Origin of the sequence: Kineosporia corallincola (genome assembly GCF_018499875.1) — a bacterium.
Taxonomy (GTDB): domain Bacteria; phylum Actinomycetota; class Actinomycetes; order Actinomycetales; family Kineosporiaceae; genus Kineosporia; species Kineosporia corallincola.
In genome coordinates this window covers 306,953-327,183 of sequence record NZ_JAHBAY010000002.1, presented here as the reverse complement: position 1 = coordinate 327,183, position 20,231 = coordinate 306,953, and the positions used below count along the sequence as shown (strand labels likewise).

Sequence of the window (20,231 nt, the reverse complement as noted above, 5' to 3'; positions counted from 1 at the left end):
GGTAGGAAGCCCCGATGTCGCGCCCGTGTCCCGGGCTGTCGGTGAGGTTACGGTGTACTCACCGGGCCGGTGCCCGGTTGTGAGTGTGGTGAGTCCGCGTGATCAGCGCCGGCTCAGGACCCGTTGCGCACGTCCTCGAGACGCTCGGGCGCGAAACGGATCTCGTCGAAGTCCACGGTGCAGCCCTCACCGGTCGGTGACTGCGCCTCGAACCCCACGCGCACCGCGTTGCCGGGCACGTCGAGGGCGAAGTAACGCACCATCTTCCACACCTTTCCGTCCGTGGAGGCGTGGTAGGCGAACGTGCGCCCGATCCGGGACACCCGCAGCCAGACCGCGCCGTCCTCGACCACGAACGCGTTGGCGTCGTCGGAGATCTCCCGGCAGACCACCGAGACCACCATCGGCTCGCCGGCCGGGGAGTACTCGAAACAGAGCTTGCCCCAGTGCCGGTCACCGGCCCACAGCAGCAGCACGCCGGCGTCGAAGGTGGAGGCGAAGTCCACGCGCACCCGGGCGCTGAGCTGGAAGTCGCCGCCGGGGGGCAGCGCCAGCAGGGTGGACGCGTTGAGCTGGGGATCGGTGGCGAAGGTCGGGTCGACGAAGATGTCACTGCGGGGGTGTGCGGTGGTGCGCAGGACGTCGGCGTCGATCGTCCAGGTGGAGTCGGGAGAGGCGGTCAGGTCGAAGGGCAGACCGGGCACGCTGGTCGTCGTCATGACCATGATCCTTGCAGAGCCTGGTGTCACCGTCCCAGAGCTGTCCGCAGCCGATTTCTCCGTTCTCCGCGCGGGCATCTGGTACAACCACCGGATGCTCACGATCACCGGCGCCAGCAGGATTCTCGTCGACCCGGCCACCGAGATCTCGGGGAACCTGTTCGTCGAGGAGGGCAGGGTCAGCGCGGCCCAGGAGGTCACCGGCCCGGAGATTCTGGACGCCGAGGGGGCCGTGGTCACGCCCGGCCTGGTCAACGCCCACCACCACCTGTTCCAGAGCGCCTTCCGCACCCTGCCCGGCACCCGTGGCGTGCCGATGCGTGAGTGGCTGGGCGTGATGGCGGCCGGTTACCGCTCGGCCGGGGTCGACCCGGAGCTGGCCCGTGCGGCGGCGGGGGTGGGCGTGGCCGAGGCCCTGCTGTGCGGCGTCACCACGATCGCCGACCATCACCTCACCTGGCCGCAGGGCGCCGACGACGTCGGCATCGCCTCGGCGGTGGCGGGGACCGCGCGCGAGCTCGGCGCCCGGCTGGTTTTCGTGCGCGGCAGCGCCGGGGACGACCCGCAGGCGGCGGCCGCCTCGGCCACCCGGCTCGTGCAGGCCCTGCTGCCCGGTACGAGCACCGGGATCAGCCACGACGGCATGCTCCAGCTGGCCGTCGGCCCGGCCGGTGTGCACAGCGACCGGCGCGAGACCTTCGAGCTGATGGCCGAGGTGGCGGCCCGTTTCGGGCTGCGCCGCCGGACCCAGGCCAACGAGCAGGTGGACGTGGAGGTGGCGCTGGAACGGTACGGGCGCCGTCCTCTGGAGCTGCTGGAGGAGTGGGGGTGGCTGGAGAGCGGGGTGACGATCGCGCACCTGTGCGACGTCACCGCGCCGGAGATCAAACGGCTGGCGTCCGCAGGCGTCACGGCCACCCACGCCCCGGGCTGCGACGTGCCGATGGGCTGGGGCGTCGCGCCGGTGGCGGCGCTGCTCGACGCCGGGGTCCCGGTCGGGCTGGGCACCAGCGGGGGCGGCAGCAACGACGCCGGTCACCTGCTGGCGGACGTCCGCCTGGCGATGCAGGTCTCGGCCCTGGTGGGACGCCCGCTGAGTGCCCGTGAGGTGCTGTCGGCCGCGACCGCCGGGTCGGCGGCCGGGCTGGGCCGGGCCGACCTGGGCAACCTGCGCCCGGGTTCGTTCGCGGACCTGTGCGTGTGGGACGTGTCGGGGGTCGCCGACGCCGGGGTCGCCGACCCGGTCGCCGGGCTGCTGTGGGCGAACCCGGGCCGGCGCCCGCGGCACGTGGTGGTCGGTGGGCGGGTGGTGGTGCGGGACTACGAGCTGGTGAACGCGGACGAGCGGGAGCTGGTGACGGCGCTGAACCGGCGGGTGCGGGGCCGTACGGCGAAGTGAGCCGCCGCTCAGGGCTTTTCAGTGGGACACCTGGAGGTACGACAGGACGGTCTGTGCCGTGGAGGTGAGGACCGGGATGATGTAGATCGAGGCGGTCACCGCGATGGTGCGGCCCCGGAACAGCTGGGGCCGGGCCTGCTGGATCGCCAGGATCTCCTGCCGTTCCAGGGCGTTCAGGTTCAGCCGTTCCGCGTCCGGCAGGGTGTCGTCCGCGCGGGCACGCCGGAAGGCATCGCCGGTCAGGGTGATCTCCCGCTGCCGGTAGCGGTCGACGGCGCGTTCCAGCAGGCGCATCGGGAGGATCACGTACGACGGCACCCCGACGAAGTAGAGCACGAGGAACGGGAGGGTCCAGGGGGCCGAGTTCACCGGGATCAGGATGAACATGGACGCGAAGGCCACGATGCTCAGCGTCAGGGAGACGAAGACGGTGGCCAGCAGGTCGCGCATGATCAGCCAGCCGAAGTAGCCGTCCCGGTTGCGGCGGTCCACCCGGTAGCGCAGCAGGGGGCCGGTGGCGGCGAAGAACGACACGAAGCAGATGCCGATGATGTTGTGCTTCAGGATGACGTAGACGATGAACGACGCCCCGGCGAAGTAGGTGACCGCGCCCAGCCAGTGCGGGCCGGTCAGGCTCGCCCACCAGCCCTGGTAGGCCTGCGAGCTCCAGGCCTCCCGTTCGGCGGCGGAACCGGCCGGGGCCAGCGTGCCGAAGGTGGGGCCGGTCCGGCCGCTGAGCATGAGCAGCGCGGCGACCCCGGCAGAGGCCGCCATGACCAGCGGCCGGGCCCTGCGGATCAGCCGGAAGCGGCGGTTGGCCCGGGCCAGGGCCCGGGCCGAGGCGTCCAGGTCGTGGGGCCGCACGAACAGCAGGCCGTTGGCCTTGAGCCGGGGCAGGAACCGCTCCATCAGCGCGCAGTTGCGGTACGCGAGCGCGACGGTCAGGCCGGTGAAGGTGAGGACGACGAGGGTGGGGTAGTCCCGCAGGTACGGGAAGTACGTGTCGGTGGGGGCCGGGGCCTCGCCGATGACGTTGAGCAGATCGGCGTGCAGCGTGCGGCCGCCGTGGTGATGGATCAGCGTGCCCTGCACAGCGGCCAGCAGCCCGACCCCGCCGAGCAAAATCGGGACGGTGAGCAGCAGGAGAGAGGCCGGCACCCCGCGGCGCCGGAAGAGGCTGAGGGTGGCGCTGGCTTCGAACGGCGTGAGTCGGACGAGGTTTATGGCGTTCCCCGGGCAGGACGAGGCGGACGGTGACGCCTGACTGCCTGGACTGTAGCAAACCGCCGGTAACCGGACGATCTCACTGCGTGGTGGGAGGCTGATCTGCCTGATCCACCGGGTGCCCGTTCTCCAGGTAGAGGGTGTGACCCTCGCGTAGTGCGGTCAGGGCGGCCGCGATCTCGCGGGCGATGCGCGGGTGCGCCAGGCGATCCACCTCGGCGGGGGTGCACCAGGCCCAGGCCCGCAGTTCCTCGGCCTGGAGGCGGATCTCGGCCTCCGCCACCGGGGAGCCCGCGAACAGCCAGTTCAGGCTGTCCCCGCCGTCGGGACGCTTGCTGCCCCAGTCGACCACGAGCAACCGGCCCGGTTCCATCCGCAGGCCGAGCTCCTCGTGCACCTCACGGAAGGCCCCGGCCCGCGGCGACTCCCCGGCCTCGACGATGCCGCCCGGCAGCAGCCAGGTGTCTTGGTACACGGGCTCGACCAGCAGTACGCGCTGTTCGGGATCGGTGAGCAGGACCCCGGCGCCCATGTGCTTGCGGGGCAGGGCGGCGAGCCACTGGGCGTGTTCGGCTTCGGTGTAGATCACCCTGCCACGCTAGGCGCCGACCGGCCGGTAGGCATCGGGGATGACGAGTTTCCCGCGGGCGGCGGTGAACCGGCCGCCAGGCCGGGGAACAGCAAGGTCGCGGTGCCCTCGGCGGGCAGGTCACCGGACCGTCGCTGCGCGTGGCCGCTGCCGTGTGCGAGAGCCTCCAGGTCGAGAGCCCCGTGCACGTCGCCGGCCGACAGCAGCACCGTCATCGGGTCACCGTAGCGGCACGTGCGCGGGAAAGTACCGCAGCGGAGGGGTCTTCGGCGTCGGTCTGGTGGGTGGGCCGGATGCAGCTACCGGGCCTGCGGATTCTCCTTGACGATGAACAGCTGGTACGGCTGGGGCCCGCCGGTGCTCCAGCGGTGCGGGGTGCCCCCGCCGAGGTAGAGCGAGTCGCCCGGCCCCAGCGTCACCACGTCGCCGGGGCCCAGGTCCACGAGCACCCGCCCGGCGATCACGTGGACGAACTCGTCCTCGTCGTGCTGGAAGTACTCGCCGGGGTCGGTGTTCTCGCCCTCGCTGAGCATCGGCTGGAGACGCCGGTCGCCGCTGGTCAGCAGGCGGGCGCGACCCAGGCCGTAGGGTCCGCTCACCCCCTCGCCGGAGCGCTGCACCCGGACCGGGCCGGGTGCCCGTGCGGCGGCGGGAGGCTCGTGGTGGCCGGTGGGCCCGCCCGGCGCGGGCCCGGACCCGGACCCGGACCCGGCCAGCAGTTCCACCTGGCTGGTGCCCAGGGCCAGGGCGATCTGGGCCAGGGAGGCCATGCTCGGGCTGGCCAGGCCGCGCTCCAGCTTGCTGAGGAATCCGTGGGTGAGCCCGGCCGCGTCGGCCAGCTGGATCAGGGTCAGGCCCCGGGCCCGGCGCACCTGACGGATCCGGGCGCCGAGCATCTGCTGGGTGTCGCTGACGGTGATCGCCTCCATCCGCAGGCTTTACAGCTTCGACGTCGCGCGTGACACGGCTGAAACGACAGGTGTCTAGATTCGCCGATGTTCCTCACAGGAACATCGGCGACATCCTACGCAAGATCAGTCCCGGGAGGGGAGTGCAGATGCCGGGTTTGCTCGAGAATGTCACTCGCCTGGCCGGTGCCACGCTGCCGGACGGCCGCACGGTGGACGTCGACATCGACGACGGGATGGTCACCGCGGTGAACCCCGCGGATGCCGGGCGCCCCACGGCGGTCACCGACCCTCACCGGCTCGACCTGACCGGCTTCCTGCTGCTCACCGCCCCCGCCGAACCGCACTCCCACCTCGACAAGGCCCTGTCCTGGGACGAGATCCAGCCACCGATGGGCGATCTCGGCCTGGCCATCGATTCCTGGCGGGCCCACAGCCGCGCCATGACCACCCCCGGTATCGCCGCCCGGGCCACCGCCGCCCTGCGGATGATGCTGGCCAACGGCACCACCGCCGTGCGCACCCACGTCGACCTGCTGCCCGGCCCCGAACCGCTGCGCGGCGTGCGGGCCCTGACCGGGCTCCGCGAACAGGTCCGCCACCTGCTCGACCTCCAGATCGTCGCGCTCGCCGCCCCCGACACCCCCACCGACGTCGTGCACGCCGCCCTGGATCTGGGCGTCGACCTGGTCGGTGGCGCCCCGCACCTGGCTCCCGACCCGCTGCGCGACCTGGACCGGCTGCTCGCGATCGCCCGGGAGCGGGGCGTCGGCGCCGACCTCCACACCGACGAGAACCTCACCGCCACACCGACCCTCGCGCACTACGCGCGATCGGTGACGGACTGGCCGGCCGACCGGGTGCGCTCGGCCGGGCACTGCGTGCGGCAGGGCACCATGACCGCAGCCGAACTCGCGCCCACCGTCGAGGCGGTCCGGGCCGCCGGCATCGGGATCATCTCGCTGCCGATCACCAACCTCTACCTCCAGGGCTGGGAACACCCCGTCGCCACCCCCCGCGGCCTGACCGCGCTGCGGGCCTTCCTGGACGCCGGTGTACCGGTGGCCGGCGGCGCCGACAACCTGCGCGACCCGTTCAACCCGGTCGGCCGCGCCGACGCCCTGGAGACCGCGTCGCTGCTGGTCACCGCCGGGCACCTGACCCTCGACGAGGCCTACCACGCGATCGCCGACGGCTCCCGCGCCGTGCTCGGCCTGCCCCCGGCCGGCGCCCGCGTCGGCGCGGTCGCCGACTTCCTGGCCGTGCGCGGCACCAGTCTCGGCGAGGTCGTGGCCGCCGGCCCGGCCGAACGCCGGGTGATCCACCGCGGGGTGCTGGTGTCCCGGTCGTCCGTCGTCCACGAAACAGCCCTGTGAACCACCCGGCGAGAGCGGAAGAGAGCATGCCCGACCCCACCCCACCCGATGTCCTGCTCGACTTCCGCGACGTGGCCATGAGTTTCGGCCCGACCCAGGCCCTCACCGGCGTCGACCTGACCGTCTCGCGCGGCGAGTTCGTCTCCGTGGTCGGCCCCTCCGGCTGCGGCAAGTCCACCCTGCTGCGCATCGCCTCCGGCCTGGAGCAGGTCTCCGCCGGCACCGCCACCGTCTCCTCACAGCGCATCGGCTACGTGTTCCAGGACGCCACCCTGCTGGCCTGGCGCTCGGTGCGCCGCAACGTCGAACTGCTCGCCGAGCTGCACCACGTGCCCAAGACCGAGCGCGCCGCGCGGGCCGCCGAGGCGATCGAGCTGGTCGGGCTCACCGGCTTCGAGAAGCACCTGCCCCGGCAGCTGTCCGGCGGCATGCGGATGCGCACCTCCCTGGCCCGCTCGCTGACCCTCGACCCGGAACTGTTCCTGTTCGACGAGCCGTTCGGCGCGCTGGACGAGATCACCCGCGAGCGCCTCAACGACGAGCTGCTGCGGCTGTTCGTCCGGCAGAACTTCGCCGGCCTGTTCATCACCCACTCGGTCGCCGAGGCCGTGTACCTGTCCACCAAGGTGCTGGTGATGTCCGGGCGCCCGGGCACGATCGTCGACACCTTCGAGGTGCCGTTCGCGATGCCCCGCGACCCGGACATCCGCTTCACCGCCGAATTCGCCACGCTGGTCGGCAAAATCTCGCACGCCCTGAGGGAGGGTCACCGATGAAACGCATCCCGTGGTGGCAGCCGACCATCGTGCTGGCCCTGGTGATCGGGGCCTGGTACCTGGTGGCCTGGTGGTACGACGCCGGCAAGCAGCTGGCGTTCGTGGTGCCCTACCCGCACCTGGTGGCACAGACCGCGTTCACCGACGCGCAGTTCCGGCAGTCGTTGCTGGAGAACCTGTTCCAGACCGTCGTGGTGACCGCCACCGGCCTGCTGATCGCCGTGCTGATCGGGATGTCGTGGGCGGTGCTGATGTCGCAGGCCCGCTGGATCGAGCGCTCGCTGTACCCGTACGCGGTGATCCTCCAGACCATCCCGATCCTGGCGATCGTGCCGCTGATCGGCACCATCTTCGGCTACGAGTTCACCTCACGGGTGATCGTGACGGTGATGATCGCGCTGTTCCCCCTGGTGTCCAACACGCTCTTCGGCCTGGCCTCGGTCGACAAGGCGCAGCGTGAGCTGTTCCGGCTCAACGGGGCCGGGCGCCTGACCACCCTGGTCAAGCTCCAGCTGCCGGCGGCGCTGCCGGCGATCTTCGTGGGGCTGCGCACCGCGGCCGGGCTGGCGGTGATCGGCGCCATCGTCGGTGACCAGTTCTTCCAGCGCGGCACCCCGGGCCTGGGCGTGCTGATCCAGGTGTCCAACTCCCGCCTCAACGGCGCCGGCACGTTCGCGGCCATCATCACCGCGTCGCTGCTCGGGGTCTTCGTGTTCCTGCTGTTCGGGCTGCTGGGCCGGCTGGTCACCGGCAAGTGGGCCGACCAGAGCTGAAACTTCCCGGAAGGAAACCGAAATGATGCGTCGCTCCCTGTCCACGAGCCTGGCGGCCGGCCTGTCCGCCGCCGCCGTGCTCGCCCTGGCCGCCTGCGGTGGCGGCTCGTCCTCCGGCACCGCGACGGCCGCCCCGGCCGCTGCCGGGTCGGTGGACCTGTCCGCCGACTGCCCGGCCACCGTCGTCATCCAGACCGACTGGAACCCGGAGGCCGAGCACGGCCACCTGTACCAGCTGCTCGGCGCCGACTACACGGTGGACGCCGACCAGAAGTCGGTGTCCGGCCCGCTGATGTACGAGGGCAAGTCCACCGGCGTGAACGTCGAGATCCGCTCCGGCGGGCCGGCGATCGGCTACTCCACGGTGACCAGCCAGATGTACCAGGACAAGGACATCATGCTGGGCTACGTGAATACCGACGAGGCGGTGCGGATGTCGAAGGACAACCCGATCACCGCGGTGTTCGCCCCGCTGGAGAAGAGCCCGCAGATGATCATGTGGGACCCGCAGACCTACCCGGACGTCACCGACATCGCCTCGCTCGGCAAGGCACTCAAGGCCAGCGGCGGGGTGACCCGCTACTTCGGCGGCGCCGCGTACATGGAGTACCTGATCAGCTCCGGCATCCTCGACAAGAGCGTCACCGACGGCACCTACGACGGCACCCCGGCCAAGTTCGCCGCCGCGCAGGGCAAGGACGCGCAGCAGGGCTTCGCCAGCGCCGAGCCGTACATCTACCAGAACGAGGTGCCGGCCTGGGGCAAGGCGGTCAAGTACCAGCTGGTGCACGACGCCGGCTACCCGTTCTACTCCTCCGCGATGACGGTGCGCACCGCCGACCTGGACCAGGACAGCGCCTGCCTGAAGAAGCTGGTGCCGGTGCTCCAGCAGGCCGAGGTGGACTACTTCGCCGACCCGGCCGCCACGAACAAGCTGGTGCTGGAGCTGGTCACCGAGTTCAACAACGGCTGGGTGTACAGCCAGGGCGTGGCCGACTACTCGGTCAAGACGCTGATCTCCGACGGCGTCGTGAGCAACGGCGACAACGACTACATCGGTGACTTCGACGCCGAGCGCATCCAGAAGATCATCGACATCGACACCCCGATCTTCACCGCGAGCAACACCGCGCCCAAGGACGGCCTGAAGGCCGAGGACCTGTTCACCAACGAGTTCCTCGACCAGACGATCGGCCTGAAGTGACGGGCGAGGTGACGGCGGCGGTGACAGCGGCGGTGACGAACGAGAACGTGCGGGCGCTCGCGGCCGAACTGCGGGACCTGCTCGGCGCGGAGAACGTCAGTGCCGACGCCGCCGCCCTGGAGCGGGCGTCGGTGGACGGCGCCAGGTTGTCGCCGATCATCGTGGAGCAGCTGCCGCTGGGCCGGGCCGAGCTGGTGGCATGGCCGACCAGCGCGGAGCTGATCGCCGCGACCGTGGCCGCGGCGGTGCGTCACCGGGTGCCGGTGACGCCGCGCGGCAAGGGCACCGGCAACTACGGCCAGGCGATCCCGATGAGCGGCGGGCTGGTGCTGGACACCACGCGGGCCCGGGCGATCGTGGAGTTCGGCGAGGGCTACGTGGTGGTCGAGGCCGGGGTGCCGATGGCCAAGATCGAGCACGAGGCCAACGCCCGCGGCCAGCAGGTGCTGATGTACCCCTCGACCGCGAACTCCAGCATCGGGGGCTTCCTCTCGGGCGGTTCCGGGGGCACCGGCTCGATCCGGCACGGCATGCTGCACCAGGACTTCGCGCTGGCCCTGGACGTGGTGCACGCCGACGGTGAGGGCACCCTGGTGCACGTGGAGGGCGCGGACGCCGAGCCGTACATCCACAACTACGGCACGGCCGGGATCATCGCCCGGGCGAAGATCGCGCTGGAGCCGTTGCAGCCGTGGCGCGGGTTCTTCGCCAGCTTCGACACGTTCGAGCAGGCACTGAGCGTGATCCGGCCGTTCGCCGAGCTGGAGCCCACACCGCGGCTGGTGTCGGCCGACCCGCCGGTGCTGGCGGCGGCGCTGCCGGCCGACGAGGGCATCCCGGCCGGCCGGGCGAGCCTGCGGGCGATCCTCGACGAGGCCTCGCTGCCGGCCGCGACCGCCCTGGTCGAGCAGGCCGGCGGCCGGGTCGAGCTGGTCCGGGAGGGCACCCAGGCGATGCTGAAGATCAGCCGGATCTCGTACAACCACCCGATCGAGTGGCTCCAGAAGTCGCACCCGGGCCGGTATTTCCACGTCGAGGTGGCCGGTGACGCGCTGGTCGACCGGATCGCCGAGGTGGAGCGGGTGTACGTCGGCGGGATGCTGCACATCGAGGCGCAGAAGGGCCGCCCGATCGGCATGCTGGCCGGGATCTACTCCAGCGCGCAGGAGGTGTACGACGGATTCGACAAGCTCACCGAGCTCGGCGTCGGGTTCCACAACTGCCACCAGTGGTACGTGGACTACCAGCCCGAGCGCACGGCGGAGCTGGCCCGCACCACCGACCCACTGGGGTTGCTGAACCCGGGCAAGCTCCAGCAGGAGCTGACGGTGCGCACGGGGAGGCAGGCGTGAGCGGCATCCACCGGCTGGAGGAGCTGTCCGGTCCGGCGGTGGCGAGCACGCTGACCTCGTCGTCCATCATGGTTCTGCCGACCGGGGCGATCGAGCACCACGGTGCGCACCTGCCCCTGGCCACGGACGCGCTGATCGCCGGGAAGGTGGCGGAGGCGGCGGTGCTGGAGGGACGTTCACGGGGCCTGGACCTGTGGCTGCTGCCCACGCTGACCTACACGAAGTCGGACGAGCACGCCTGGGCGCCCGGCACGATGTGGCTGTCGGCCGAGACGCTGTGGGCGACACTGATCGACCTGGGCCGCTCGATCGCCACCACGCCCGCGCGCACGGTGGTGTTCGTGAACGGGCACGGCGGCAACACCGCCCTGCTCGGCGTGGCGCTGCGGGAGCTGCGGCGCCGGTTCGGCCTGGCCACGTTCAGCATGCCGGCCGGGGTGCAGCGGGCGGGCCGGGGCGTGGACGGCGAGCCGGACGAGCTCGGCCTGGGCATCCACGCGGGGTTCGGGGAGACGTCCCTGGTGCTGCACCTGCGCCCGGACCTGGTCGACCTGAGCCTGGGCGAGCGCAACGTGCCCGAGCACATCGCCGGGCTGGAGTACATCGGTTTCAACGGCTACCCGGTGAGTTTCGGGTGGACCAGCGACGACTTCGGCTCGGGTGTGATCGGTGACCCGACCGGTGCCACGGCCGAGGCCGGCGCGGCCCTGTTCACCGAGTCCGTGCAGCGGGCGGTGGGGGCGTTCACCGAGATCGCGGCGTTCCACCCGTGATCGTCGAGGGTGAGGCGTGGGAGCTGCTGTCCGGGTGGCTCCCACGCGACGACGACCCGGAACGCCCGCAGATGCAGCTGGCCACGGTGGACGCCGGCGGGCTGCCCGACGTCCGGACGGTTCTGCTGAGCGGGTTCTCGCCGGAAGGGCTGCGGTTCCACACCGACGCCGGCTCCCGCAAGGCCGGGCACCTGTCGGCCCACCCGCCGGTCGCCCTGCTGCTGCTGTGGCCGGGTTTCACCCGGCAGCTGAGCGTGCAGGGGGTGGCGGAGGTGTCGGCGGCCGAGGAGATCGAGGCCGCCTACCGCGCCCGCTCGCCCTATCTGCGGCAGCTGGCCTGGCACAACACCCACGAGCTGGCGCAGCTGGACGAGCCGGGACGGGTCGCGGCCTGGTCGGCCTGGTCGCAGAACCCGGTGCCGTCCACCGCGCCTCCCGGCTGGACCGGGTACCTGGTGCGTCCCCGGCGCCTCACCTTCTGGCAGAGCCATCCGGCCACCGCCAGCCGCCGCACCGAGTTCACCGCCACCCCGGGCGGCTGGCGCAGGTCGTACCTGCCGGGCTGAGCCCGTTCCGGCCGGCCGAGCTCGTTCTGAGCTCGGCCTGAGTTCGTTCAATGCTCGTTCAATGACGTGACGGGCGGTCCCGGCCCGCTCGCGCTGCTTGGTACCGTGCGGCGGTGACTCCCGAGGCGGCTCTGGCCCACGCCCAGGCGTGCGACGCGGCCGTGGTGGTGCTGGTCGAGGGGGAGAGCGACCGGGGTGCGGTGGAGGCCCTGGCCCGGCGGCGGGGTGTTGACCTGACGGCGCTGCGGATCGTGGTGATCTCGATGGGCGGGGCGTCGGGGATCGCCCGGTTCGTCGGGCTGCTCGGGCCGCAGGGCGCGGGCCTGCCGCTGGTGGGCCTCTACGACGAGGCCGAGATCGGTTATGTGCGAAGAGGTCTGGAGCGGGCCGGGTGGTTCCCGCGGTACCTCGGGTCGCGGCAGAACCTGTTGGAGGACGACGCGGCACGCGCCGGCCTGGCCGCCGCCGGATTTCATGCCTGCGTCAGCGATCTGGAGGACGAGCTGATCCGGGCCCTGGGCGCCGGCGCGGTGCTGGACGTGGTCGCGGCGGAGGGTGAGGCGGCGCGGTTCGAGGCGTTCGCCCAGCAGCCGGACCACCGGGGTGAGCCGGTGGAGGCGCAGCTGCACCGGTTTCTCGGTACCCGGTCGGGCCGCAAGATCCAGTACCCGCCGCGTCTGGTGCAGGCGCTGGCGAGCGGGGACGAGCCGGCCTGCCTGGTCGCCGTCCTCAGTTCTGCGGTGACGTCGGCCGGGCGTGCAGGCGGTGCAGGGCGGAGCGCAGGCTGACGACGAACGCCTGGCGGGTGTTCTCGTCGAGGCGGTCGAGCGACAGGTAGGGGTTGAGGTCTTCCAGCTCGACGAGCAGGAGATCGCCCTCGGGGGTGCGGCAGGCGTCCACACGCTGGATGCCGTGCTCGATCGTGTTCCAGTCGATGAACCGCTGGGCGAAGGCCAGGTCGTCCGCGGTGGCCGGGTAGGGCTCCAGGTCCCAGCGCCGGTGCGGGTCGGGGGCGTGCAGGGCGTACTGGAAGTCGTGGTCGACGAAGTAGAACGAGACCTCGTAGCGGAACCGGATGCGCGGCTGCACCAGCAGGCTCCGGTCCGGGGCCGCGGTGCCGGTGAGCTCGTGACGCGGCACGACGCGCAGCCCGATGGAGTCGGCGCCGAGCTTGGGCTTGACCACGTACTCCTCGGCGGGCGGCAGGTCGCCGAGGTGGGCCGGGTCGTCGACGGTGGGGATCACCGGGTGCCCGGCGCGGCCGAGGTCGACGAGGTACTGCTTGCCGGCCATGTCGGCGCGGCCGGTGAGCTGGGTGAACACCCGGGCGCCGGTGCGGCGGGCGTGGCCGGCGAAGGCCTCGAACTCGTGCTGGTGGTGAATGACCGGGCCGCTGTTGCGCACGAGCACCAGGTCGAAACCGTCCATCAGAGCGCGGGCGTCGAGGGGGTGGCACAGCGCCACGTCGAAGTCGGTGCGCAACTGTGCGGCCAGACGGACGTCTTCGTCGCCGTAGCGGCGCCCGCGCGCGGGGTAGGTCAGGTCGGTGACGAGCAGCAGGCTGGGTCGGTCGGGCACGGGTGGGGTCTCCACGGACGGGATCTGGTGCCGGCCTGGGGCAGGTGCCGCTGACCGGACGGGCAGACGGGCAGACGGGCAGACGGGCAGACGGGCAGACGGGCGCGGACGGGCGGAGGGGCCGCCCTGGCGCTCGGGCGGCCCGTCATCTGCTCCGTCAGTTGTTCTTGATGATGTGTTTCATGATGGCGCTGATGTTGTCCTGGGTGCTTCTCACCATGACCGCGAGGGCTTCCTGGTTGGCCAGCATCTTGTCCTGGGTGAGGCGTATCGAGGTGACCTCGGCCGACAGCGTGTCAACGCGCTGTTCCAGGGTGTCGAAGCGTTGCTCGAGGGTGTCGAAGCGCTGTTCCAGGGTGTCGAAGCGCTGTTCCAGGGTGTCAAAGCGCTTGTCCTGCTGGTCGAACCTGGCGTCGTGACGGTCGAGGCGCTTGATGATATCGGTGATGTCTTCGTGCATCGAGGCGTTGTCGCGACGCATGCCCTCGACGTCGATCCGGATCCGGTCGACGTTGCGCTCGAGCAGGAGGGTGCGCTTCTCGATCGTGAAGACCGAGCGCTGAAGGTCTTTCATGTCGTCGCGGTGGGCCTCGAAGAGTTTCACCGTGTTGTCGATGCGGTGATCCATGCGGGAAAGCCGATCGTGAGGGGGGCTCTTGGTGATCTCCAACGTGTCCTCCAGGGTACCGATTCTTCGTGCCATGTCGCTCATGCCTGCGGCCATGCCGGTGAGCCTAGATCGATCATGGAGGGGCCCGTGGCCCCGTACGGGAAGGCGGGGCAGTAGGAGTGCAGTTCGGCGAAAGTTATTGAGGGGATATGGGTTTCTCGAAAACTACCGATGATAGCCCGGCGACGACAGTGGTCGTGAACGGGCGGTATCCGGCACCGGTGTAGAGGGCGACGGCGGCCGTCTGCCGTGCGGTGGTGTCCAGGATCAGTCGCCGCATCCCGAGCGTGCGCGCTCGCTGTTCCAGGGCGGTGAGGATCGTGCGGCCGTGCCCGCGGCCCTGGTGGGACGGAAGCGTGCGCATGCGCTTGATCTCACCGGTGATCGCGTCGACGCGGCGCAGGGCGCCCATCGCGATCAGGGTCTCGCCGGGCGGGAGTCCGGTGAGGACGAGGAACTCGGCGTAGTGGGTGAGCACGTCGCGCAGGTCGTCGTCCCAGGGGCCCGGACCGGCGTCGGCCCCGGCGGCACGCAGCGCGGTGAGGTGCAGGTCGATGACGGCGTCGTGGTCGCCGGGGCGGGCCCGGCGCAGGATGGTCCCGGTCATGACGGCCACCGTCTCATCCGGGTGTGGTGCCCGAGGCCTGGGCCGGGAAAAGGGCTTTCGTCGTCCACCATGGGGCATCGGCCGATCACCGGCAGCGGCGCTCTGGCCCGTGACCGGGCCGGGTGCCAGGCTGGTGACATGACGACGACGGAGCGTTTCGAGGTCGGCCGGCAGATCGCGGCGACGCCGGCGGAGGTGTTCGCCGTCCTGACCGACCCGCAGGGGCACGTGCGGATCGACTCGTCGGGCATGCTCCAGTCGGCCGAGGGCGAGCCGGTGGGCGGGGTGGGCGACCGCTTCGTCGTCCACATGGACCGCGAGTCCCTCAACGACATGCCGCTGGGCAGGTACGACGTCACGGTGATCATCACCGCCTTCGAGCAGGACGCCGCCATCGAGTGGATGATCTCCGGCATCGTCCAGCCGCCCATCCAGCACCTGTGGGGCTACACACTCACCCCGAACCACGAGGGCACGCTCGTCACCTCCTACTACGACTGGAGCCGGATCCGGCCCGAGTACCGCGAGGTGGTGAACTTCCCGGTGATCCCCGAGGCCGGGTTACGGGCGACCCTCGGCATCCTCGCCCGCACCGTCGAGAAGCACTGAACCGTGCCGAACACCCGAGGCACGGCAGACACCGCCGAGCGGATGACCGCCGCCGCCCGCGACTGGCTGGACAGCCTGAACCCCGCCCAGCGCGCGCGGGCGCTGACCCCGTGGCCCTCGGACGGGCAGGCCCAGCAGCGGATGCAGGAAGAACGTCACCGCTGGTACGACACGCCCACCGACCACGGCGGCCTGCCGCTGTCCGCGATGCGGCCCGGGCAGCAGGGCCTGGCGATGCGGCTGCTGTCGGCCGGGCTGTCCGAGGCCGGCTACGTCACCGCCTGCACGATCATCGGCCTGGAGAACGTGCTCGACCGCGCCGACGGCTGGGAGGTCGACTGGGGCCGCGAGCGCGGCCGTGACCCGCAGCTGTACTGGCTGCGGGTGTTCGGCGAACCGGGCCCGGACGGGCCGTGGTCGTGGCGGTTCGGCGGGCACCACGTGTCGGTGCAGCACCTGGTGCTGGACGGGCAGGTGGCGGCGAGCACGCCGAGTTTCCTGGGCGCCGACCCAGCGGCGTCGCCGTTGCTGGGCGGGCCGTCGCTGCGGCCGCTGGGCGCGAGCGAGGACCTGGCCGGGGAGCTGGTGCGCTCGCCGGACGCGTCTCAGGCGGCCCTTGCCGTGCTGGCGCGGGCGCAGCGGGAGGTGCTGCGGCGGCTGCTGGGCACGTTCGTGGAGCGGGTGCCGGCCTCCGTCGCCCGGCGGGAGGCCGCCAAGTACGCCGGGAACCGGCTGGACACGGTGCATTTCGCCTGGGCGGGCAGCACGGCGCCGGGGCGCCCGCACTACTTCCGGCTCCAGGGGCCGGGGCTGCTGGCGGAGTGGGACCAGACCCAGCGCGAGGCCAACCACGTGCACGCGGTGTGGCGTGACCCGGAGAACGATTTCGGGGACGACGCGCTGGGGCGTCACCTGGCCCTGTTCCACTAGACGGTCCCACTAGACGGTCCCACTAGACGGTGCCGGCGACGACCCCGGTGTCGGCAGCGGGTTGGGGGCGTCCCAGGTAGTAGCCCTGGGCCAGTTCACAGCCGATGGTGGCGAGCCGGTCGAGTTGTTCCTGGGTCTCCACGCCCTCGGCGACCACGTCGAGGTTGAAGGCGTGGGCCGCGGTGATCATCAGCTGCACCAGGGCCTGGGTGGCGGGGTCGTCCGAGCGCAGGAAGGACTGGTCGATCTTCAGGGTGTCGACCTGGAGTTTCTGGAGCTGGCCGATGCTGGTGTAGCCGGTGCCGAAGTCGTCGAGACTGACGGTGACGCCGAGGTTGCGCAGGTCGCGCAGGTGCGCGTCCGCGGTGGGCTCGTCGAGCAGCACGGTCTCGGTGATCTCCAGCACCAGGCGGGCGGCGTCCAGGCCGCTGTGCTCCAGGGCGTGGCGCACCTCGTCGACGAGCGACGTGGACGCCAGGTGCCGGGCGGAGATGTTGACGGCCATGGTGACGTGGCCGTGGCCGTGCGGGTCCTGGCGGGTCCACTCGGCCAGCTGCCGGGTGGCGTGATCGAGGACCCAGCGGCCGATCTCGCAGATCAGCAGGCTCTCCTCGGCGGCGGGGATGAAGTCGTTCGGCGGGATCATCCCGTGCTCGGGGTGCCGCCAGCGGATCAGGGCCTCGTAGGAGCGCAGTTCGCCGGTGGCCACGCTCATCACGGGCTGGTAGTGCAGCTCGAACTCGTCGGTGGCCAGGCCGGCCCGGATGTCGGCCTCCAGCTTGGCCCGGGCCTCCAGCTCGGTGCGCAGCGCGGCGTCGAAGATCTCGGCGCGCCCGCGGCCGTTGCTCTTGGCCCGGTAGGCGGCCAGGTCGGCGTCCTGGAGCAGTTTCTCCGGGTCGGTCTCGCCGTCGCGGGCCAGGGCGATGCCGACGCTGGCGCCGACGGAGGCCTTGCCGGCCCCGGTCATGATCGGCACGCTGACGGCGGTGACCAGGCGCTCGGCGATGTCCATCAGTTCGGCCGGGCTGGGGACAGGGTCGATGAGGACGACGAACTCGTCGCCGCCCTGCCGTCCGATCACGTCCCCGGCGCGCAGCACGCTCTTCATCCGCTCGGCGGTCACCCGCAGCACCTCGTCGCCGGCGGCGTGGCCGAGCTGGTCGTTGACGCGTTTGAAGAAGTCCAGGTCGACGAACAGCAGGGCGACCTCGCTGCCGCTGCGCCGGGACCGGTGCATCAGGGCGGCGAGCTGTTCCATCAGGTAGGCGCGGTTGGGCAGGTCGGTGAGCGAGTCGTGGGCGGCCTGGTGGGCCAGGTCGTCGCGGTAGGCGTCGCGCTGGCGGGTCGAGGTCTCCAGCTGGCGCATCGACATCCACATCCGGGCGGGCACGAGCACCGACAGCAGGGCCGAGGCGATCACCACCGGCATCCGGGTCAGGTCCAGGCCCAGCATCTCGTCGGCGAACAGCACGATCGGGACGTTCAGCAGGGCGCCGTACATCGACATCAGCCGCAGTGGTGACAACGCCGGCGCCGTGGCCGGTTCCGGGGCCGGCCGGGGGGCCCGCACCGCGGACAGCCCGGCGCCGGTCAGGGCCACGTACAGCACCAGGTAGGGCATCAGGCCGGCGCGGTTCTGCACGGTCAGGTTGCCGCCGCTGAGCCCGTAGAGGGTGTCGCCGACCAGCTGCCCGGCGGCGGCCAGCACGAGCCACTGCGCGGTGACGGTGGCGATCACGCCGGGTGGGCTGGTCAGCAGCCACACGGCGCAGGCCAGCAGCAGGATGTTCACGACCGGGTAGGCCAGCGAGGTCAGGGTGGCCGCGGTGGAGGTGGTGTTCAGGTCGCGGCCCAGGGTCAGCCACAGCAGCAGCCCGCCCGAGACGGTGACCACGGCCGTGTCCAGCACCCCGGCCAGGTCGCGGGGGCGCCCGCGCTGGAGCAGCCCGATCCCGGCGGCCAGCAGGGCGCAGCCGCTGAGGTATCCGGCGTCCTCGAGCGAGGGGTAGGGCACGGTGTCGCCGGTGAGCTGGTACCAGGCCTGCCCGACGTCGCCGAGCAGGGTGCAGGTCAGCCCGGCCGCCAGTACCGTCCAGGCCCGCCGGTGCGGCCGGTCCCGGGCGGCGGCCAGGGCGAGTGCGCTGATTGCCGTGCCCTCCAGGAGCAGCTGGAGCACGTTGCGGGCCAGGCCCTCCGGGGCCAGCCAGTAACCGGCGGCCAGGACGGCGAACACCACCGTGTACCGTCGGCCCGGACCCATCCCCATGACGGGATACTTCGGAGCGGTACGGCACCGGGTGAAGCGGGTGATCTTGACGGTCACGCGACCGGGCGCATGTCCGGTGGCGGCCCGGTGGCGGCCCCGACGTGGATGACGGGTCCCGGATCCGGGTGTCAGCAACGGGTCGTAAGGTCCGGTATCGGTGCGCCGAAGGACCCGAGCAGGAGCCCGCCCGGCGCTCCTATCGTGTGCTCATGAACGCCGGGTACGAACTTCCCCTTCCCGCGGCGGAGATCGTCGAGCACCTCAACGCCCGGCAGCGCATCCCGTTCAGCCCGTGGTCGCTGAGGGTCAGTGCGCTGGAGCTGATCCCGCGGCAGGGCCGGTTGCCGCTGGTCGAGCTGACGGTCGACGTGTCCGCCGAGGGCGCCGACGGCGGTGCGGGTGACATAGGGCCCGAACGCTGGGCGGTGCGGGTCCCCGTCCGCAAGCAGGCGCTGGTGCCGGGGGCGTCCCCCCAGCCGTTCCTGCTGTTCCTGCGGGTACGTCTGGAGGAGTGGTGGCTGACCCGGGCCCGCAACCCCAAGGCGCAGGCCCGCCGGCTGGCGTGAGCCGCCCTACCGGATGCCCCTGACGGCCTGGGCCGACAGTCCCGGCCGTTTCGCCCGGGGCAGGGTGTCGACGACCAGGGTGTACGACGTGCGCACCAGTTCGTCGAGCAGGTCGCCGGTGATGTCGTCGCCGGCCTCGATCGAGATCCAGTGTTTCTTGTTCATGTGGTAACCGGGGAAGATCGAGGTGAACTCCTCCTGGAGGGCCAGGCTGTACTCCGGCTCGCACTTCAGGGTGACCAGGGGCTCGCCGCGCAGGTCGCCGGTCAGCAGGAACACCTTGCCGGCGACCTTGCACACCTCGGTCTCCGGCCCGAACGGGAAACCGCTGGTGGCGGCGGGCAGCCCGGTCGCGATCCGCAGGGCCAGGGCGCACAGGCTCGATCCGTCCATGCCGGTGATCCTAGGCGCGGCCGGATGCTCTGCCGGGTTCACTGCTGGGCCGGCGCAGAGGCCGGGTGTGGATCTTCGCCAGGCACGGCGCCAGCCCCGCCGCAGCACCCGGCCCGCCGGGCTGCCCGTCCTCGGTGTGGGCGGCCCGGTAGGCGCTGGGACTGAACCCGGTCAGCTCGCTGAAGCGGGAGCTGAAGGTGCCCAGCGAGGAGAACCCGACGGCGAAGCAGACCTCGGTGACACTCAGGTCGCCGCGGCGCAGCAGGGCCTGGGCCCGCTCGATACGGCGGGTCATCAGGTAGCTGTAGGGGGACTCGCCGAACGCCGCCTTGAAGCTGCGGGAGAAGTGGCCGGGAGACATCAGGGCGAACCTGGCCAGGGCGGGCACGTCGAGCGGATCGGCGTGGCAGCGGTCCATCAGGTCACGGGCGCGGCGCAGCCGCACCAGGTCCTCCAGCGAGGTCACCCGGTCAGCATGGCACGGGCGGGCCGGTCAGGAATCGAGAAGTCCCGGCCGGGCCGGTGGCCCTAGCGTGAACGGCATGGACATCACGATTCTCCAGAGCTTCCTGCCGCACACCGACGCCGAGGCCTCACTGACGTTCTACCGTGACGTGCTGGGCTTCGAGGTCCGTCTCGACGTCGGCTACGAGGGGATGCGCTGGATCACGGTCGGCCCGGCGGGCCAGCCCGGTACCTCGATCGTGCTCTACCCGCCTGCGGCCGACCCGGGCATCACCGGCGAGGAGCAGAAGGTGATCGCCGAGATGATGGCCAAGGGCACGTTCGCCAGCATCAACCTGGCCACCCAGGACCTGGACGCGGCGTTCGAGCGGATCCAGGCCGGTGACACCGAGATCGTGCAGGAACCCACCGACCAGCCCTACGGGGTGCGCGACGCCGCGTTCCGCGACCCGGCGGGCAACCTGGTGCGGCTCCAGCAGGTCACCTGA

Annotated in this window: 24 protein-coding genes; 13 read left to right on the top strand and 11 right to left on the bottom strand. The window is 71.5% G+C overall.

The window, feature by feature from the left end; genetic code table 11:
* Positions 1 to 113: 113 nt before the first annotated feature.
* Positions 114 to 719 (bottom strand): DUF1349 domain-containing protein, encoded by a 606-nt coding sequence (locus KIH74_RS05715; RefSeq protein WP_214154707.1) that lies wholly within the window; start codon positions 717 to 719, stop codon positions 114 to 116.
* 94 nt (positions 720 to 813) lie between these two features.
* Here KIH74_RS05715 and KIH74_RS05710 point away from each other — a divergent pair, with 94 nt between their 5' ends.
* The gene (locus KIH74_RS05710) at positions 814 to 2,118 is read left to right on the top strand and encodes an amidohydrolase family protein (protein WP_214154706.1); all 1,305 of its coding nucleotides are present in this window, start codon (positions 814 to 816) and stop codon (positions 2,116 to 2,118) included.
* 18 nt (positions 2,119 to 2,136) lie between these two features.
* Here KIH74_RS05710 and KIH74_RS05705 read toward each other — a convergent pair whose 3' ends face one another.
* From KIH74_RS05705 to KIH74_RS05690, 4 genes are all read right to left on the bottom strand, one after another.
* Complete coding sequence (locus tag KIH74_RS05705; protein ID WP_214154705.1) at positions 2,137 to 3,276, bottom strand: hypothetical protein; 1,140 nt, start codon at positions 3,274 to 3,276, stop codon at positions 2,137 to 2,139.
* Positions 3,277 to 3,421: 145 nt separating this feature from the next.
* Positions 3,422 to 3,931 carry an NUDIX domain-containing protein gene (locus tag KIH74_RS05700; RefSeq protein ID WP_308113610.1) on the bottom strand — a complete coding sequence of 170 codons (510 nt, stop codon included), beginning with the start codon at positions 3,929 to 3,931 and terminating at the stop codon, positions 3,422 to 3,424.
* The gene (locus KIH74_RS05695; RefSeq protein ID WP_214154704.1) at positions 3,928 to 4,146 is read right to left on the bottom strand and encodes a hypothetical protein; all 219 of its coding nucleotides are present in this window, start codon (positions 4,144 to 4,146) and stop codon (positions 3,928 to 3,930) included. The genes KIH74_RS05700 and KIH74_RS05695 overlap by 4 nt, the downstream gene beginning before the upstream one ends.
* 84 nt (positions 4,147 to 4,230) lie before the next feature.
* A complete protein-coding gene (locus KIH74_RS05690) occupies positions 4,231 to 4,860 on the bottom strand; it encodes a helix-turn-helix domain-containing protein (protein ID WP_214154703.1) in 630 nt (209 codons plus the stop codon).
* 128 nt (positions 4,861 to 4,988) lie between these two features.
* On the opposite strand from KIH74_RS05690, the gene KIH74_RS05685 reads away from it, so the two are divergent.
* The 8 genes from KIH74_RS05685 to KIH74_RS05650 all read left to right on the top strand — a co-directional run bounded on the left by KIH74_RS05685 (position 4,989) and on the right by KIH74_RS05650 (position 12,447).
* Entirely contained in the window at positions 4,989 to 6,215 is a 1,227-nt protein-coding gene (locus tag KIH74_RS05685) for an amidohydrolase family protein (RefSeq protein WP_214154702.1), read from the top strand.
* A gap of 26 nt (positions 6,216 to 6,241) precedes the next feature.
* Positions 6,242 to 6,991 (top strand): ABC transporter ATP-binding protein, encoded by a 750-nt coding sequence (locus KIH74_RS05680; RefSeq protein ID WP_214154701.1) that lies wholly within the window; start codon positions 6,242 to 6,244, stop codon positions 6,989 to 6,991.
* Entirely contained in the window at positions 6,988 to 7,764 is a 777-nt protein-coding gene (locus KIH74_RS05675; RefSeq protein WP_214154700.1) for an ABC transporter permease, read from the top strand. The genes KIH74_RS05680 and KIH74_RS05675 overlap by 4 nt, the downstream gene beginning before the upstream one ends.
* A 22-nt stretch (positions 7,765 to 7,786) precedes the next feature.
* Entirely contained in the window at positions 7,787 to 8,968 is a 1,182-nt protein-coding gene (locus KIH74_RS05670) for a substrate-binding domain-containing protein (protein ID WP_214154699.1), read from the top strand.
* Positions 8,965 to 10,320, top strand: a complete 1,356-nt coding sequence (locus tag KIH74_RS05665) for an FAD-binding oxidoreductase (protein ID WP_214154698.1) — start codon at positions 8,965 to 8,967, stop codon at positions 10,318 to 10,320. The genes KIH74_RS05670 and KIH74_RS05665 overlap by 4 nt, the downstream gene beginning before the upstream one ends.
* Positions 10,317 to 11,093 (top strand): creatininase family protein, encoded by a 777-nt coding sequence (locus tag KIH74_RS05660; RefSeq protein ID WP_214154697.1) that lies wholly within the window; start codon positions 10,317 to 10,319, stop codon positions 11,091 to 11,093. Before KIH74_RS05665 ends, KIH74_RS05660 begins: the two co-directional genes overlap by 4 nt.
* On the top strand, positions 11,090 to 11,659 hold the full coding sequence (locus KIH74_RS05655) for a pyridoxamine 5'-phosphate oxidase family protein (protein WP_214154696.1): 570 nt from the start codon (positions 11,090 to 11,092) through the stop codon (positions 11,657 to 11,659). Before KIH74_RS05660 ends, KIH74_RS05655 begins: the two co-directional genes overlap by 4 nt.
* Before the next feature lie 113 nt (positions 11,660 to 11,772).
* Entirely contained in the window at positions 11,773 to 12,447 is a 675-nt protein-coding gene (locus tag KIH74_RS05650; protein ID WP_214154695.1) for a TOPRIM nucleotidyl transferase/hydrolase domain-containing protein, read from the top strand.
* Here KIH74_RS05650 and KIH74_RS05645 read toward each other — a convergent pair.
* From KIH74_RS05645 to KIH74_RS05635, 3 genes are all read right to left on the bottom strand, one after another.
* Positions 12,389 to 13,237 (bottom strand): ATP-grasp domain-containing protein, encoded by an 849-nt coding sequence (locus KIH74_RS05645; RefSeq protein WP_214154694.1) that lies wholly within the window; start codon positions 13,235 to 13,237, stop codon positions 12,389 to 12,391. The two genes, KIH74_RS05650 and KIH74_RS05645, sit on opposite strands and share 59 nt — an antisense overlap.
* Positions 13,238 to 13,394: 157 nt before the next feature.
* Entirely contained in the window at positions 13,395 to 13,961 is a 567-nt protein-coding gene (locus tag KIH74_RS05640; protein ID WP_214154693.1) for a hypothetical protein, read from the bottom strand.
* Between the two features lie 82 nt (positions 13,962 to 14,043).
* Positions 14,044 to 14,514, bottom strand: a complete 471-nt coding sequence (locus tag KIH74_RS05635; protein WP_214154692.1) for a GNAT family N-acetyltransferase — start codon at positions 14,512 to 14,514, stop codon at positions 14,044 to 14,046.
* A 138-nt stretch (positions 14,515 to 14,652) separates the two neighbouring features.
* On the opposite strand from KIH74_RS05635, the gene KIH74_RS05630 reads away from it, so the two are divergent.
* Together KIH74_RS05630 and KIH74_RS05625 are read left to right on the top strand one after the other, a co-directional pair.
* Complete coding sequence (locus tag KIH74_RS05630) at positions 14,653 to 15,123, top strand: SRPBCC family protein (protein ID WP_214154691.1); 471 nt, start codon at positions 14,653 to 14,655, stop codon at positions 15,121 to 15,123.
* Between the two features lie 3 nt (positions 15,124 to 15,126).
* A complete protein-coding gene (locus KIH74_RS05625) occupies positions 15,127 to 16,053 on the top strand; it encodes a DUF3500 domain-containing protein (RefSeq protein ID WP_214154690.1) in 927 nt (308 codons plus the stop codon).
* A 22-nt stretch (positions 16,054 to 16,075) separates the two neighbouring features.
* On the opposite strand, the gene KIH74_RS05620 is transcribed toward KIH74_RS05625, so the two are convergent.
* Entirely contained in the window at positions 16,076 to 18,319 is a 2,244-nt protein-coding gene (locus KIH74_RS05620; RefSeq protein ID WP_214154689.1) for a putative bifunctional diguanylate cyclase/phosphodiesterase, read from the bottom strand.
* Between the two features lie 209 nt (positions 18,320 to 18,528).
* Between KIH74_RS05620 and KIH74_RS05615 the strand changes: the two genes are divergently transcribed.
* Complete coding sequence (locus tag KIH74_RS05615) at positions 18,529 to 18,885, top strand: hypothetical protein (RefSeq protein ID WP_214154688.1); 357 nt, start codon at positions 18,529 to 18,531, stop codon at positions 18,883 to 18,885.
* 6 nt (positions 18,886 to 18,891) lie between these two features.
* Here KIH74_RS05615 and KIH74_RS05610 read toward each other — a convergent pair whose 3' ends face one another.
* Together KIH74_RS05610 and KIH74_RS05605 are read right to left on the bottom strand one after the other, a co-directional pair.
* A complete protein-coding gene (locus KIH74_RS05610; protein ID WP_214154687.1) occupies positions 18,892 to 19,278 on the bottom strand; it encodes an MmcQ/YjbR family DNA-binding protein in 387 nt (128 codons plus the stop codon).
* A gap of 10 nt (positions 19,279 to 19,288) precedes the next feature.
* Positions 19,289 to 19,744: a helix-turn-helix domain-containing protein gene (locus KIH74_RS05605; RefSeq protein ID WP_308113609.1), complete on the bottom strand. Its 456-nt coding sequence runs from the start codon at positions 19,742 to 19,744 to the stop codon at positions 19,289 to 19,291.
* Between the two features lie 76 nt (positions 19,745 to 19,820).
* Here KIH74_RS05605 and KIH74_RS05600 point away from each other — a divergent pair, with 76 nt between their 5' ends.
* Entirely contained in the window at positions 19,821 to 20,231 is a 411-nt protein-coding gene (locus tag KIH74_RS05600; protein WP_214154686.1) for a VOC family protein, read from the top strand.